Below are 14,680 nucleotides of genomic sequence, written 5' to 3' on the forward strand. Positions count from 1 at the left end.
TCCGTTCTTGCCGGTTTGCCGTGCCCGCTGTCCTGCGAGTGCCAGTCACTTGGGCATTGGGCAAATATGCAGGGCTTTGCCATAGCCGGATCAAGCCCGGCTATGACAAATTGGCGCGTTTTCATCTCAAGGGAGCTAGACCGCGGCCACGATGACATGCGCCTGGATCTTGGCGGCAACTTCGCCAGGGCCGTGCCGGCCTGCAATCGCGGATGCGGCGTGATCGGTTGCTGCGTCGAGGCTTCCTGGAGACCTGGCCTCGATTTCGGTGCGAAGCAGGGTTCCCTGGCAATAGGCAATGGCAGGAAGGCGAGGCGAGGAGGCGTGGCTTTGCTCGGCTCTCGTCTCGATCAGCACGCGGGCGAAGCCGGCCCCCTCCAGATCGCTGCGGATCAGCCCGGTGTCGTGATAGCCATGCGGTGTGCGCGCCAGGAAGCGCGGCGAATCGTCCGGGAAGATCTCCGCGAGTGCCTTTGTCACCTCATCGGCAAAGACATTCTCCTCGATCCGATCCCAGACGTTGAACAGGAAATGGCCGCCGGGTTTGAGCACCCGCCTTGCCTCGCGATAGGCGGCCGGCCGATCGGGAAAGAACATGGCGCCGAACTGGCAGCAGACGAGATCGAAGGCGGCATCGTCGAAGGGCAGCGCCACAGCATCGGCCTGGCGCCAGGTGATACGGCTGTCGGGGCCCTGCCGCGAAGCGGCATGGTCGAGCATCGGCTGGTTGAGGTCGGTGACGACATAGCGCGCATCGGGAGACAGTTTCGGTGCGAGTGCGCGGGTGACGACCCCGGTGCCCGCGGCGACTTCCAGGACTGAGATGGGCGCCAGGGACGCGGCCCGTCGCGCCAGGTCCGCGGCGAACGCCTCGAAAATCAGCGGCACCATATAGCGGTCGTAATTTTCCGGGATGGAGCCCGTGAACAGCTTGTCCGTTTCCAACATGGCGATCACCCACCATCGGTTCGGTAGCCTGCGAGATTAGCATAGATGGTGTGTTCCTGCGCGGTTGCGACCGGGCGGCATTGCTCACTACACCTGTCCCTCCACCTCGCGTTCGCCGCCGCGAAGGCCCTCCAGCGAGCGCAGCATCTTTCGCTTCAGCGGCGGCGTGATGTTGACGAGGCGCATGGCGGTGCGCTGGCAGGCCAGCAGGATGCGTCCGATCACCGGCTTGTGGATCGCCGAGCGCCCGTCCATCTGCTGGCGTGACCGTTCGACCGCTTCGGCGCTGTATCGCCGCATCTCGGCCTCATAGGCGCCGATCGCCGCCACCAGGCCCGAACGGCCCTCCTGCACCGCCTGCAGATGGCGGGTCAGCAGCGCGGCATCGCGCAGTGCCGTATTGGCGCCGACCCCGCGTCCCGGGGTCATGGTGTGGATGGCATCGCCCAGCAAGGTGACGCTGGAAGGCGTCCAGGCCTCGATGGGCACCGAGGTGCGGATGACCACCGGAAACAGGGAATTCGGATCGGACGCAGCCAGCAGCTTGCGCCAGTCCAGGTGCCATGTGGCGGTGAGGCGCTGGCTCAGGGCCAGCAGAGCGTCCCCGCTCATCGCGCGCAGGTCCTCGGGAAACTTGTCGGCCGCCGCCCAGATGCCCCAGCTGATATAGTCGCGGCTGTTGTCGAAGCGCAGGCCGGGCCATTGGGCGATCAGGTCGGCGTCCGTCGCGCCGATGCCCTGCTTGGGCGCGCCGGCCTCGTCCCAGGGAAACTCCATGACATGGAGGATGGCGCCGAAACCCCCGGGAGCCAGGATGACCGTCACGCCGCGATGGATCTTGGGGGTGAGAAGCGCCAGGGTTTCCGGCGTGGCGGGCACCTTTCCGCCGATCGAGCGGATCAGCGTGTCGTCCATGCCGGCCTGCGGCAGGTATTGCCGGCGGATGCGCGAATTCGAACCGTCGGCCGCGACCAGCAGGTCGGCCACCGCACTCGAACCGTCCTCGAAGAAAGCCTCGACCTTGCCGTCTGTCCGCTGTTCGTAGCGGGAAAACACCTTGTCGAAATGGGTGACGTCTTCCAGACCCGTCAGCAGGACCTGGCGGAGCGTCATGCGGCTGACGGAGCGTTCGCCATGGCGCGGATCCCTCGGCGGGCTGGGCTTCAGGCTCAGCAATTCGCCATAGTGCTCGCTCAGCATGTTGAACCATTGCGGGGAGACGGCGCAGGTCGCCAGAAAGGTCTCGTACAGGGCCGGCGGCAAATTGGCGTCGAGAGCGCGGCAGCCATCGGGATCAATGCCGACCCGGAAGCCCTGCAGCCCGTCCTTGCGGGTGCGGTCGCGTTCGAACACGCTGACGGCGATGCCGGCTCGCTTGAGGCCGTGGGCAAGACAGAGGCCGCCGGTGCCGGCACCGACGATGATGACGCTCAGATTTCGGTTTTCGGGGGCATTGGACATGGTTCCTCCTTGCCCGCGCGGGGCGTCCCGGCGGGTGGCGACAGTCGACGAAGGCCGTGCGACATCCGCCTCGGACGAGGTTGGTCGCGGTCTTGCTGGCAGTTGCGGTTGGAATGCCGGGGAGAGGGCCCGAAGCGTTTTCGAGAAAAGTTGATAGACTTTTCGATTAAGAAAACGCGTCAAAACAAAGAATTAGAGAGGAAGTGCGATTTTGAGAAATCGCACTTCCTCTATCCGGGGCGGGGCGGCTGTTCGCCCTCGAACTGGGCGGCAACCTTCTCGAGTTCCTCGATCGACCAGGCAAGCCGGCCCGAGCGGAGATCGGCGACCACCCCTTCGATCCAGTTTCGCTCCGCGCTCACGACGGCCAGCATGTACTGGCTTTCCAGCAGCACGACGCGCGGCAGCATAGCGAGATAGGTCTCCAGCTCCGCTGCAAGCTCGAATTCACGCCTGCGCAGGGCGGCCAATCGGGTTTCGAGCAGCGGGACGACTTCCTCCGGCGAAAGCAGTGGGAGGAAGGACATGGCGACCGGGAATTCCGGGAACTCGTTGTGAGGTTCGGCCAGCATGGTGCGCAGCCAATCGACGGCAACCGTTCGCCCGAGCGGGGTTGCCTCATAAATGGTGCGCTCCGGCCGGCCCTCGCTCTTCTCGGTGCCGGCCGGGGCGATCAAGCCTTCGCGTTCGAGCCGCTCGATGGTCTGATAGAGCGAACCGCGCTGGCGGATATTGATGACCTCCTCCTTGCCGCGCGATTTCAGCAATTGCTGCATGCGGTAGGGATGCATGGGCGCCTCGATCAGAAGCGCGAGCACGGCGAGGGCAAGGGGGGAACGTTTGAAATTTGCCATAGTCATATTATTACTAGCTTTGATATAGCTAGTCAATTTATGACTATATGTGCATCCAAAAACTATGGCCTGAAATGCGCAACGCCCCGGCGTTGGAGCCGGGGCGTTGAGCGGAAGGGCGGTGAGGCGCCGCGTGCGATCAGTTCGCCGGCAGGCTGACCGAGACGGGAATGGTCTTGACCGTTACCGTCTTGGTGGCGGTCGCCTTTACGGCCACAGCCTTGGGGCTCGCAGGCTTGACGGTGACCGGCTTGGCCGGGGTGGCAGGTGTGGAGGAGATAGCGGGCTTGGAGGCGGAAATCGGTTTGGCTGCGGCGGGCTTGGGTGCCGCCGGCTTCGCCGCCTTGGGCGGTGCAACCGGCACCGAGCCGGTGCGGTCCACCGGGGTGGGCTGGGCACTGGCGTCCTTGGCCAGAAGCTGATCGGCCGGCGTGTCGAAATTGTAGACGTCCGGGCGGAACTGCACGCTGCCGTCGGGGCCGCCCCAGCCGGTCAGATAGACCCAGGCCACGGGAATGGGCTTGGACGGCTTGATGGTCTTGGGCTCGCCGGAATCGATCTGGTCCTGGATGGCCTGACCGCTCCAGTCGGAACCTTCCATGATCCAGGCGGCGAGATCCTGCGCGCCGGCGACGCGGATGCAGCCGGAGGACTGGAAGCGCACATCGTTGCGGAAGAGCTCGCGGTGGGAGGTGTCGTGCATGTAGACGGCATCGGAGTTGGGCATGTCGATGCGCAGGAAGCCGAGCGAGTTCCACACCCCGGGATCCTGCTTGGCGAGGAAATCGGAGGCGCGCGCCTTGCTCCAGTCCACGGTGGCCGGATCAATCTCCTGGCGGCCGCGATAGAGCCTGAGATGGTTGGCCTTGAGATAGCCCGGGTCCTTCTGGAGTTTCGGCATGATGTCGGCCTTGAAGATCGACTGCGGCGCGTTCCAGTAGGGCAGGATGTTGACGGCGATGACCTTGGTCTGCAGCGTCGGCGAGGCACGGTCGGGGCGGCCGACCACGGTGGTATAGGTGCGCGCCACCACGCCATTGTCGACCGCCTCCAGGGCTGCGGCGGGAATGTTGGAGACGATGTAGCGCTCGCCGAACTTGAATTTGAGGGCGGCCAGGCGGTTGGCGGAGGCGTCGAGCTCGCGCAGCCGCTGCTCCACCGGCACGTTGAGCGCCAGCATGGTGAGGCGGCCGACCGAGCCGGTTTCGCTCAGGCCGTGCCGGGCCTGGAAGCGCTTGAGCGCATCCTGCGTAGCCTGGTCGAACTCGCTGCTGGCGGGCAGGGACGGGTCGAGGTCGCGGGTGGCGGTGAGCCGGTCGCGCAGGGCCTTGGCGAATTTGCCCTTGGCGCCGATCCTCAGGCCGGCGGCCGCCGGCGGCAAGGCCTGCCAGCCGCCATTGTCGGCGATCTCCTCATAGGCGGAGATGGCCCTGAGCGTCAGCTCGTAGGTGCGCGGGGAATAATTGGGCTCCTCGTTGGCGAAAGCCGGGACGGCGAAGGCGACGACGAGGGCGGAGGTGAGGGCACCCAGGCGCCGAATGGCGATCAGGCCACGCAACGGGGCGCCGGACCATCCAGTTCTCGAACCTCCAACTCGTGAAGAAGTGCGGCGGGACGAAGTCTCCCGGTTCTGAAACGAAAAGGAAAGCCAGGAGGAGGTCATGAAATCACTCAAACGCAACTGGAGACACTTACAGGGCCCCAGACTATCGTGCGGATAGTGAATCTTTCCTTACGGGACCTCCCGTGGCCGTTAACGATGATCGGATTGTCTTTGGAGACCGGCGAAAGATTGGCAGGCTCGACTCTCGTCATTGCCGGGCCTTGTCCCGGCAATCCAGGGGCTTGCTGGAGTCGACGTGGTATCTGGATGCCCGGGATGAAGCCCGGGCATGACAAAATCAGGGGCTTCCCAATCAGACCTTGCGCCGAGGCCGCGTCCAACGGGAGCCCGTAGAGAAAAATGCGATTTCCCCGAATCGTATTTTTCTCTAACTCTTTGTTTCGACGTGTTTTCTTAATCGAAAAGTCTATCAACTCTTCTGGAGAACGCTTCAGGGACAGGCCTGGCGCAGGCGGGCCATCGCCTTGGTCACGCCGTCGAGCGAAAAGACGTAGTGGGTCTTGTTGCCCCGGCCCGAGACCGCGTCGACGGTCATGGTGCGCTCCTGCTTCAGCGCGGTGAGGAATTCCATCTCCCGCGTACCCGTCCGCCGCAGCCAGGCGCCATTGCCGGACGAGATCATGTGGAAGGGCTGGGCCCCCACATTGACCACGATGTCGGCATTGCCGGCAAGGCCATAGCCGGTCTGCAGGCTTGCCTCGCTGCGGGCCTCCGTCTGCCTGGCGGCACGAATGAAGAAGGAAACATCGCCATGATTGAGCGATGCAGGCTCCTTGCTGATCGGACTCGAATAGATGAAACAGTGGTTCCCAGAGTTATCAGTATAGGACCATGTGCTCCATTTGCCGAATACACCTAAAGATTTTGGTGATGACGCAAGTACACCCGTGGTCGAAAGAACGAAAATGACCAGTGCGAAAATCGATAGTTGAGTCATGTTTGCATGAATTCCTCGTTTCTTGCCCCCGCACGACAATTTTTGGGCACAGGCGTTAACGAGGAGCTAAGGTATCATTACAATTAGATTACTTTTGAACGTCGCCATTCATGGCTGTCTCGGCCATGGCAAGGAGATCCGGGAAGAAGGCGTCGAAATCGTCGAGAAATCCCTGCTGCTGGCGTTCCAGTACGGCTTGGAGCCCGACGAATTCCACCGGCCGGCGCAGGCGCTTGCCGAGTTCGCTCATGGCGGTGCTGACGCCTGCCATGGTCTCATAGTCTCCGAGCCATTGCGTGAGGGAGTCGATGCGCCGGTAGGCCTTGTCCGGCAAATCCTCGCGCAGCGCGGGCAGGGATGCCCGGATCTCGGCCAGGAAGAGCGGCAGCGGCTGTTGGTGATAGCGCTCCCAGCGCTGGATCAGGCAATGGTCGTAGACGACGTCCACGATCACGCCGGAAAAACGCCGGAAGGTCGGCCAGAGGCGTTGTCGGCTGCGTTGCGTGAGGGGGTGGGCATCGGTGAAGGCATCGATGCGCCGATGCAGCGCAATGCCGTCGCGATAGCGGCCGTCGAACTGTTCGAGTTGCGGCAATCGCAGCAGGTCGGGCAGGAGATTGCCGACCCGGAACGCCGCATCGGGCGGCGAGAGCAGGAGATGGGCGAGATAGTTCATGCGGATCCGGGGGCGAGACAGGTGCCCGTTTCGGCAAGATATGAGGGCCGGCGCGCTGGGACGCAAGAAGCACCGGCCCTCGGGCAGGGGTCGTCCCTCTGCTTGGGAGAGAAGACGGGGGACGATCCCTGCCGATGCTTTGACCCGCCGGGCGGAAGGGTGGATGCTGCCGAGCCGGACGTGCCGCTGGAAGGGCCTAGCGGCGATATCCCGGCGTCAGCAGCACCTTGATTGAGTCGGTGGAATTGGCGAGCTTGAGGGCCTCGTCCCAGTCGGCCAGGTCATATTGATGGGTGACGATGCCCTTCGAGGTCACCAGCCCGCGCGTCAGCAGGTCGATGGCGATCGGATAGCAATAGGGACCGAGATGGGCACCGCGGATGTCGAGTTCCTTGCGGTCGCCGATGATCGACCAGTCCGCCGAGGTTTCCTTGCCGAACACCGAGAATTCCACGAAGCGCCCGAGCTTGCGGATGATCTGCAGGCCCTGGGTGACGCCCGAGGGATGGCCGGTGGTCTCGATATAGACGTCGCAGCCATAGCCGTCGGTGAGGGAGCGCACGACCTCGTCGACATCCTGCGTCTTGGGGTTGATGGTGACGTCGGCGCCAAAGCCACGGGCGAGTTCCAGCCGGTCTTCCATCAGGTCGACCACCACCAGCTTTTTGGGCGTCTTCAGCCGGGCGACCTGCGTCATCAGCAGGCCGAGCGGGCCAGCGCCGGCGATCACCACCACATCGGCAAGCTGGATGTCGCCGCGCTGCACCGTGTGGATGGCGCAGGACAAGGGCTCGATCACCGCGGCATCGGCCAGCGGCATCTCCGCCGGGATCTTGTGCACGCGTGCCGTGGACGGGAACTTCATATATTCGCTCATGCCGCCATCGGCGACTTCGCGCTGGAAGCCGAAGATGTTGTGCACCTCGCACATCCAGTAGCTGCCCGAGCGGCAATAGCGGCAGCGGTCGCAGGGCACGATCTGCTCGGCGATCACCATGTCGCCGGCCTTCACGCCGAAATGCTCGGCGGCTCCTGCGCCCAATTCCTCGACATAGCCGAAGAATTCATGGCCGGGGATGACGGGTGGTTTCACATAGGGGTTCTTGCCGCCCCAGAACATGGCGGCGCCCGACCAGCATTTGCAGTCGCTGGCGCAGATGCCGCAGGCGCCGATCTTCACGACCAGCTCGTTCTGGCCGGCCACCGGACGGCTGACGTCCTCGACGCGATAGTCCTCGGGGCCGTGGCAGACGATGGCCGTCATTCTCGAATTGCTGGCAGGCATGGCGTTCCTCTGGGCTGGGGTATCGATTGTTCGTTGTTGCGGTCTGCTCGACGAAATCGCCGTCACGCCGCGAAAGTGGCGGTACGGTTTTCGTTGAACAGGGCGCGGAAGCGGCTCGGCGACATGCCTTTCTGCAGGGCGAAGTGCCGGTTGAAATTCGACAGGTTGTTGAAGCCGATCCGGAAGCAGATGTCCGTCACCGGGCTCTTCTCGCTCATCAGCAGCTGGCAGGCCAGGTTGATGCGCATGCGGTTGACATAGTGTACGAAGGTCATGCCGGTATGGCGCTTGAAGGCGCGCGAGAAGCCGCCCGGCGTCATGCCGGCGATGGCGGCGATCGCGCTTTCGCTCATATTGCCCTCCAGATGCTCGCCGACATAAGCGAGCGCCCGGTTCATGCCGCCGGACATATAGGCCGAGGGGTCGGGCAGGTAGCCCGCGCTGGTGAGGTTCTTGCGGCCCCTGTCGGCGGTGAGCAGGCCGAGCAACTGCACGAACAGGGCGATGCGCTCGGCACCATGGGCGCTGAGGAGCGCGGTCTGGAGCTTGCGGGCGGTTTCGCCGGTCTCCGGCCGGAACAGGAGGCCGCGCCGGCTTTCGTCCAGCAGGGTGGCGACCGGCTCGAGCTCCGGGAATACGCCGATGCAGGATTCGATGAAGGTCTGGGTGAATTGCAGCACGATGCAGCGGCGCGGGATGGTGGTGCCCTCGGGAACGTCGCTGATCCAGTTGTGCGGCAGGTTGGGGCCCGTCATCACCAGGTTGCCGGGCACGAAGTCGCCGATGAAGTCGCCGACGAAATAGTGCCCGTTCGTATCGGTGATCAGGTGAATCTCGTATTCGGGATGAAAATGCCAGCGAACCGTGCGGAAGGGATAGCCATGCGCCCAGACGATGAAGGATTCGCCGCTATGGATCTGCACCAGTTCGAGCTGTGGCTCCATCCCTTTCGCCTCCCATATCCAAGAGCAAGGCGCGTTCATGGCTGAACGCTCGTTTGCTCCGCCTCTTTGGTTCGATGCGTCTTTGCGATTCCAGGCGCCCCCGTCCAATCGCAAAACGCTATAGGCCGCCGGAGCTTGGCATCTTCTTGTCGAGGTTTGCCCGGTGCCAGGAAGCCTACTGCAAGGCGGCGGTGCCAGCTACCAGCCATCGATGTGAAGACCGATACTTTTTTGATCGACAGTGCCGGCCAATTGTCGGGCGCCAACCGGGCCTGTACCGCTACGGGCTTCCATCTTCCGGCATGACGCGGCGATGACATCCGCGAAGGTCAAGCGCAAAATCCGCCGTATGATTTGAAATAATTCAAAGCTACCCACTTGCGATTGAAACAAAAAAAAGGTGCTATTCGCCACCGCGTCGTTTTGCCCATGTGAGGGAGAACTGTATGAAACGTTTCGTTATTGCCGCCGCTCTGGTTGCCGCCACCGCCGCCTCGGCTTTCGCCGGCCCGATCGAGGATCGTCAGGCCTTGATGAAGACCATGGCCAAGAACACCAAGGAACTGGCGGCGGTCGCCAAGGGCGAGACGCCGTTCGACGCGGCCAAGGTCAAGGCGTTGCTGCAGGTCTACATCGACGACTCGGCCAAGCTGCCCACGCTGTTCCCCGACGACAGCAAGACCGGCGGCACCGATCCGACCACCGCCGCGCCGAAGATCTGGGAAGACCAGGCCGGCTTCAAGACCGCAGCCACCAAGCTCGGCACCGATGCAACCGCTGCTCTCGCCGCCGCCGATCAGGCCAGCTTCGCCAAGGCTTTCGGCACGGTCGCTTCCAACTGCAATGCCTGCCACGGCACCTACCGCATCAAGAAGAACTGAGGTTCGAGCAGACCTGCCGGGATGCTTCACTCAAAATTGATCTCAAGCTGACATTGCCGGGCTCGTCCCGGTAATGTCGTTTTCAAGGCGTCCCTGCGGTGCCTGGCGGTTTCGCCACATCGCACCACGCCTCGATGACCCGGGGACATCCAGGGCGTTTTGTAATTTGAACCGGTGATTCAAATTACAAAACGCCCTGGTGACGGGACGGCCGGGTCAAAAGACGATAAGGGCCGGGAATCCGGCGGCGGGTGCGGACCGGGAATAAAACCGGGGCGGCGGCTGTCGGGCGAGACAGGCCTGGACAATGGCGTTCAAGCCGGAAAAGGGGGCTTTCCCGGATGTCACTCAAGCGAATACTCGGCGGGTTGGTGGTGCTTGGCCTGATCGGGCTGGGCGTGTTCTGGTTCGTCACGCAACCCTCGCCCTTGCCAGCCTCCGTTCTCACGGCGGATTACAAGCCGAATCTCGCCAATGGCGAGACCATCTTCAATGTCGGCGGCTGCGTCTCCTGCCACAAGTCCCCCGGCCAGGAAGAGCGGCTCAAGCTCGGCGGCGGCCTGGCTCTGGGCTCGCCTTTCGGCACTTTCTACGCCCCCAACATTTCCCCCGACGCCAAGCAAGGCATTGGCGCCTGGAGCGAGCTGGAATTCGTCAACGCCCTGCAGCGCGGCGTCGGGCGCGAGGGCGAGCACCTTTATCCGGCTCTTCCCTTCACCTCCTATGCCAAGCTGAAGCTGGAGGATGTCCGCGATCTCTATGCCTATATGAAGACGCTGCCGGCGGTCGATACCGCCGACAAGCCGCATGCGATCGGCTTTCCCTTCAATATCCGCCGGCTGCTCGGCGGCTGGAAGTTCCTGTTCTTCGACGACAAGCCCTTCAAGCCCGATCCGTCCAAGAGCGCCGAGTGGAATCGTGGCGCCTATCTGGTGCTCGGTCCGGGGCACTGTTCCGAATGTCACAGCCCGCGCAACGCCTTTGGCGGTATTGAAGCAGATAAACGCTTCTCGGGCGGGCCCGATCCGGAAGGCAAGGGCTGGGTGCCCAACATCACCCCCCATGCCGACGGCATCGGCAGCTGGACCGAGGCACAGGTCGCGAGTTTCCTGAAGGATGGCTTCACGCCTGACTACGATTCGGCCGGTGGCAGCATGGCGGAGGTGATCCAGAATACGGGCCATCTCAGCGACGACGACCGCAAGGCGATGGCGGCCTTCCTGGTGACGCTGCCGGCGATTCCGGGCAAGGCGCCGAAGAAGCCCTAGGACACGATCCAAAAAAGCCGCATGGCTTTTTTGGACAGGGTTATGCGTTGAAACAAAGGCCCGGGGGGCGGTCCGATCAATTGACAGGACCACGCCCCGGGCAGGTTTTCCGGGGCGGGGCGCTCCTGTCCCGGAGGAATCACGCAGAGCGCGTCAAAACAAGGAGCGAGAGCCAAGCAGCGTTTTTTTACAAGCGCGCTTTGCTGCAGGTAGGGACGATACGTGGTGCGAGCGCCGAGAATTCTGACGTCGATCAGGGCGGTTCTGACCGGGGTGGGGCTGGTTCTTGCTTCACCGGTGCTGGCTGCCGATTCTTATGCGCTGGTGGTGGGTATCGACGCCTATGATGCGCCGATCAACTCGCTGCACGGCGCCGTCAACGACGCCAAGGACATTGCCCAGGCCCTGACCAAGGCCGGCGTCAAGAAGCTGACCCTGATCACCGACAAGCAGGCGACCAAGCCCAATATCCTCGCTGCCTGGAAGGAGCTGATGGATCAGGCCCAGCCAGGCGACACCTTCTACTTCACCTATGCCGGCCATGGTTCGCGCGAGCCCGGCAAGCCGAACGATCCCGATTCGCCGGACGGCTTGAACAACATCCTGGTGATGACGGACTTCGCCCCCAAGCTGCCGGGCGCCCTCAACCGCATCGTCGACAAGGAAATGGCCGTGCTGCTCAAGCAGGCCGCGGCCAGGCAGGTCTATCCCATCGTCGTCATCGATGCCTGCAACTCCGGCACGATGTATCGCTCGGTCACCTTGGGCCTGACCTACCGGGCGACGCCTCAGGCCAAGATCTCGCGCGAGGAATTGCTGGAATTCGCCCCGCCCGTGCCCGACGTCTCGACCAAGATCGCCGCCAACGATCCCTTCACCTTCCTGGCGGGGGTTGCCGACGACAAGCTGGTGCCGGAGGTGGCGATCGATGGCCAGCCGCGCGGCGCCCTGTCCTATGCCTTTTCGCGTGCGCTGGAGGGCAAGGCGGATGCCGATCATGACGGCGTGACCACCGAGAAGGAGCTCGTCGCCTTCGTGCGCGCCTTCGTGCTGCAGGCGACGCAGAGCCAGCAGGTCTCACAGTCCTTCCCCGATATCAGCCGCGACATTCCCGTTTTCCGCTCCGTTGCGGCCGGCCCGGCCGGGAGCCAGGACGACATCGTCAAGGCGATCGCCGTTGCCGAACAGGTTGCGGCCAATACCCAGCTCAAGCTTGCCGTGCGCAATGGCAACCTCGCCGAAGCGCCCCCCGGCGCGGCCTTGGTGAGCGACGAGGCCGGGGCCGATCTCGTCTATGACGCGGCCGCCGGCACCGTGGAAAAGCGCGTGGCCGGCGTCGTGGCCGAAGGCGTGCAGCCCTCCGGTCTCGGCGGCATCGTTGCAAAATGGCGGGCGATCGCCTTCCTGCAGGCCATGGCCGGCGGCTCGATCCAGCCTTTCGAAGTGGCGGGCGGCTCGCGTACCTTCAATCGCGGCGAAAAGCTGACCGTGGGCCTCGCCGCCTCCAGCCACCGTTTCATGACGCTGTTCAACCTGCCGCCCAACGGCAAGGTCGAATTCCTCTATCCGACCTCCCAGGCCGAGCGCGACGAGGATTGGAGCGGCAAGCCCTTCACCCTGCCGCTGCAGGTGCGCGATCCGCCTTTCGGTGCCGAGCACCTGGTCGCCATCCTGTCCGACCAGCCGCTGGACCAACTGCACACCGCCCTGCAGAAATTGTCGAGCCCGCAGGCCGCCCAGGACCTGCCCGATACGCTGAAGAACGCCCTGAGCGGCCAGTCGGTCACGGTCGGCATCGCCAATGTCTTCACCAGTGCGGGGACGCCATGATGCGCTTCATGCGGCACCTCCGGATCGCTGCGGGCCAGATCACCGTGTGCCAGATCACCGTGTGCTTGGCGGCCCTGGTGACCGCCGGTCCGGCCCTGGCCGACAAGGCCCTGATCGTCGGCATCGACACCTATCGGGAAAGCAAGTTTTCGGCCGAGCTCGGAGGCGGGGCTCGCGCCGATGCCCTGCGTATGCAGGCCCTGCTGACGGGTACGCTCGGCTACGGCCAGGACGATATCCAGCTCCTCGTCGACGATCAGGCCACCACGGCGGCCATTCGCACCGGCCTGCAGGACTGGCTCGGCCGCAGCAAGCCGGGCGAAAGGGTGTTCTTCTATTTCGCCGGCCAGGGCCAGTCTGCCAAGACCGGCGGTGGGCGTGAGGACATCCTTCTGCCGTTCGATGCCACCACCAAGCCCGGCGGTTTCGGCAATGCGCTGAGCCGCAACGAGATCGACCGGCAACTCGGCAGGCTTGCCGGCCGGCGGATCACGGAAGTGATCGATTCCAGCCATGCCGGCACGGTGACGCGGGCGATCAGCGTCGAAGCCAGCGGCGGCGGCAACCCGGCGGCCCGCTCGCCGCAACTCGACGGCTCCACCCGCTCGATCGTGGTCGAGCCCACGCTCGGCGAGGATCCGGTAGCAGCGCCCGAACCGGCGGGCCTGGATTTCGTCAAGTGGCATGCGGTCTCTCCCGCTCAGACGGCCCTGGTCGACGAGGAAGCCGCGCCCGCCTATCGCGGCGTCTTCACCACTGCCTTCGCCGATGGCATCGAGAAGGGGCTGGCCGACGCCAATGGCAATGGCACCGTCTCGAACCAGGAACTGCTCGATTATGTCAGGGCGCAGTCATCGGCCTATTGCGGACGTCATCGCGACCGTTGCGAGATGGGCCTGACGCCGATGCTGTCGGGGGAGGGGGCTGCCCTCAAGGTCGCTGCCGACAAGACAGGCAACGGCGAGGCGCTCAACCAGGGCAAGCCGACGGCGGACAAGATCCTCGATCTCCTGGGCGCCAAGCTGTCGGACAGTGTCACCGTCGAGCAGTTTCCACCTTCACCCGTGCGTTTGGGCACCAAGGACATGCGCTTCAAGGTGACCTCGTCGCAGGACGGCTTCCTGATCCTGCTGTCGGTCTCCGACGAGGGCGAGGTGGTGCAGCTCTTCCCCAATGCGATCGCCGCCGCCCACGGCAAGGATGGCCGCATCCGTGCCGGCAGCCCGATCATGGTGCCGGATGCCAGCTACGGCATGCGCTTCGATGCGACCTCTGTGACAAAAGGTACAGTCCTGGCGCTGGTTGCGATCGATCCTCTGAAGCTGTCGAAGGGCTTCGTCACGCGCAAGATCGATGTGATCCCGCAGGATGAGGTCAATGAGCAGGTCCTGCCCGAACTTGCCGACAGCCTTGCCAGGCCCGCCAATGCGGACAGTGTCAAGGCCAATGCCAAGGCGGTTGGACGCTCCGTCGCGACCATGCGCTATGAAATCGTGCCGTGAGGAGCTCGCCATGACCTGCAGCCAGAACGACTTTACCGCCGGTCCGATGGTAGCGATCATGCCGCCGAAACCGTCGAAAGGCCTCACCGCCGGCAGTGTCCTGCCCGGGCCGGGCCGCTGGCCCGCCCTTGCCGGGCAGGCGGCAGGCGCCGAGGCCAACAAGCAATTCGGAGGGCGCGGCTTCGCCGCTCCCTTCCGCCAAATCGTCCCGTGAGGAGACCGTCATGTTTTACCGCAATCCCTTGCGCATCGCCGGCCTGATGGTCGCGGGCGCCCTGCTGACGGTGGGGCTGGCGGCCTCGACCTCGCAGGCATTTGCCCAGACCAGCACCCAGAACAGTGCCGCTCCTGCGGCCGCCGAGACGCCGGCAACCGCCAAGCCGGCCGCTCCGGCACAGGCCGAGGCTCCTGCCCCTGCGCCGGCCGCAGCCGCACCCGAGGCGCCCAAGCCCACGCCGGCACCTGCGGCG

Annotated in this window: 14 protein-coding genes; 6 read left to right on the forward strand and 8 right to left on the reverse strand. The window is 64.1% G+C overall.

The genetic code is table 11. The annotated features are described in order from the left end of the window. Window positions 1-135: 135 nt before the first annotated feature. The 8 genes from BA190_RS28040 to BA190_RS28075 form a co-directional block, all read right to left on the reverse strand. Complete coding sequence (locus BA190_RS28040) at window positions 136-948, reverse strand: class I SAM-dependent methyltransferase (protein ID WP_068295832.1); 813 nt, start codon at window positions 946-948, stop codon at window positions 136-138. Window positions 949-1,035: 87 nt separating this feature from the next. Continuing rightward, window positions 1,036-2,409, reverse strand: coding sequence for an NAD(P)/FAD-dependent oxidoreductase (locus tag BA190_RS28045; protein WP_068295803.1), 1,374 nt, complete (start codon window positions 2,407-2,409; stop codon window positions 1,036-1,038). Window positions 2,410-2,639: 230 nt separating this feature from the next. Continuing rightward, window positions 2,640-3,263 carry a PadR family transcriptional regulator gene (locus BA190_RS28050; RefSeq protein WP_082980081.1) on the reverse strand — a complete coding sequence of 208 codons (624 nt, stop codon included), beginning with the start codon at window positions 3,261-3,263 and terminating at the stop codon, window positions 2,640-2,642. 139 nt (window positions 3,264-3,402) lie between these two features. Continuing rightward, on the reverse strand, window positions 3,403-4,821 hold the full coding sequence (locus BA190_RS28055; RefSeq protein ID WP_068295807.1) for a L,D-transpeptidase family protein: 1,419 nt from the start codon (window positions 4,819-4,821) through the stop codon (window positions 3,403-3,405). Window positions 4,822-5,317: 496 nt separating this feature from the next. Beyond that, window positions 5,318-5,824, reverse strand: a complete 507-nt coding sequence (locus tag BA190_RS28060) for an invasion associated locus B family protein (protein WP_068295808.1) — start codon at window positions 5,822-5,824, stop codon at window positions 5,318-5,320. Window positions 5,825-5,912: 88 nt separating this feature from the next. Next, a complete protein-coding gene (locus tag BA190_RS28065) occupies window positions 5,913-6,500 on the reverse strand; it encodes an ACP phosphodiesterase (protein ID WP_068295810.1) in 588 nt (195 codons plus the stop codon). A gap of 196 nt (window positions 6,501-6,696) precedes the next feature. After that, on the reverse strand, window positions 6,697-7,785 hold the full coding sequence (locus BA190_RS28070) for an alcohol dehydrogenase catalytic domain-containing protein (RefSeq protein WP_068295811.1): 1,089 nt from the start codon (window positions 7,783-7,785) through the stop codon (window positions 6,697-6,699). A 62-nt stretch (window positions 7,786-7,847) separates the two neighbouring features. Beyond that, entirely contained in the window at window positions 7,848-8,729 is an 882-nt protein-coding gene (locus BA190_RS28075) for an AraC family transcriptional regulator (protein ID WP_068295812.1), read from the reverse strand. Window positions 8,730-9,175: 446 nt separating this feature from the next. Here BA190_RS28075 and BA190_RS28080 point away from each other — a divergent pair, with 446 nt between their 5' ends. From BA190_RS28080 to BA190_RS28105, 6 genes are all read left to right on the forward strand, one after another. Further along, on the forward strand, window positions 9,176-9,610 hold the full coding sequence (locus tag BA190_RS28080) for a cytochrome c (RefSeq protein ID WP_068295814.1): 435 nt from the start codon (window positions 9,176-9,178) through the stop codon (window positions 9,608-9,610). 341 nt (window positions 9,611-9,951) lie between these two features. Continuing rightward, window positions 9,952-10,878, forward strand: coding sequence for a cytochrome c (locus BA190_RS28085; protein WP_068295816.1), 927 nt, complete (start codon window positions 9,952-9,954; stop codon window positions 10,876-10,878). Window positions 10,879-11,103: 225 nt separating this feature from the next. Continuing rightward, window positions 11,104-12,708, forward strand: a complete 1,605-nt coding sequence (locus BA190_RS28090; protein WP_162275238.1) for a caspase family protein — start codon at window positions 11,104-11,106, stop codon at window positions 12,706-12,708. A gap of 8 nt (window positions 12,709-12,716) precedes the next feature. After that, window positions 12,717-14,210: a caspase family protein gene (locus BA190_RS36200; protein ID WP_162275240.1), complete on the forward strand. Its 1,494-nt coding sequence runs from the start codon at window positions 12,717-12,719 to the stop codon at window positions 14,208-14,210. Window positions 14,211-14,220: 10 nt separating this feature from the next. Further along, window positions 14,221-14,424, forward strand: a complete 204-nt coding sequence (locus tag BA190_RS28100; protein ID WP_068295827.1) for a hypothetical protein — start codon at window positions 14,221-14,223, stop codon at window positions 14,422-14,424. A gap of 10 nt (window positions 14,425-14,434) precedes the next feature. After that, the coding region (locus BA190_RS28105) for a hypothetical protein (RefSeq protein ID WP_202908532.1) at window positions 14,435-14,680 on the forward strand (246 nt) is incomplete at its 3' end.

It is taken from the genome of Labrys sp. WJW (assembly GCF_001676615.1).
GTDB lineage: Bacteria > Pseudomonadota > Alphaproteobacteria > Rhizobiales > Labraceae > Labrys > Labrys sedimenti.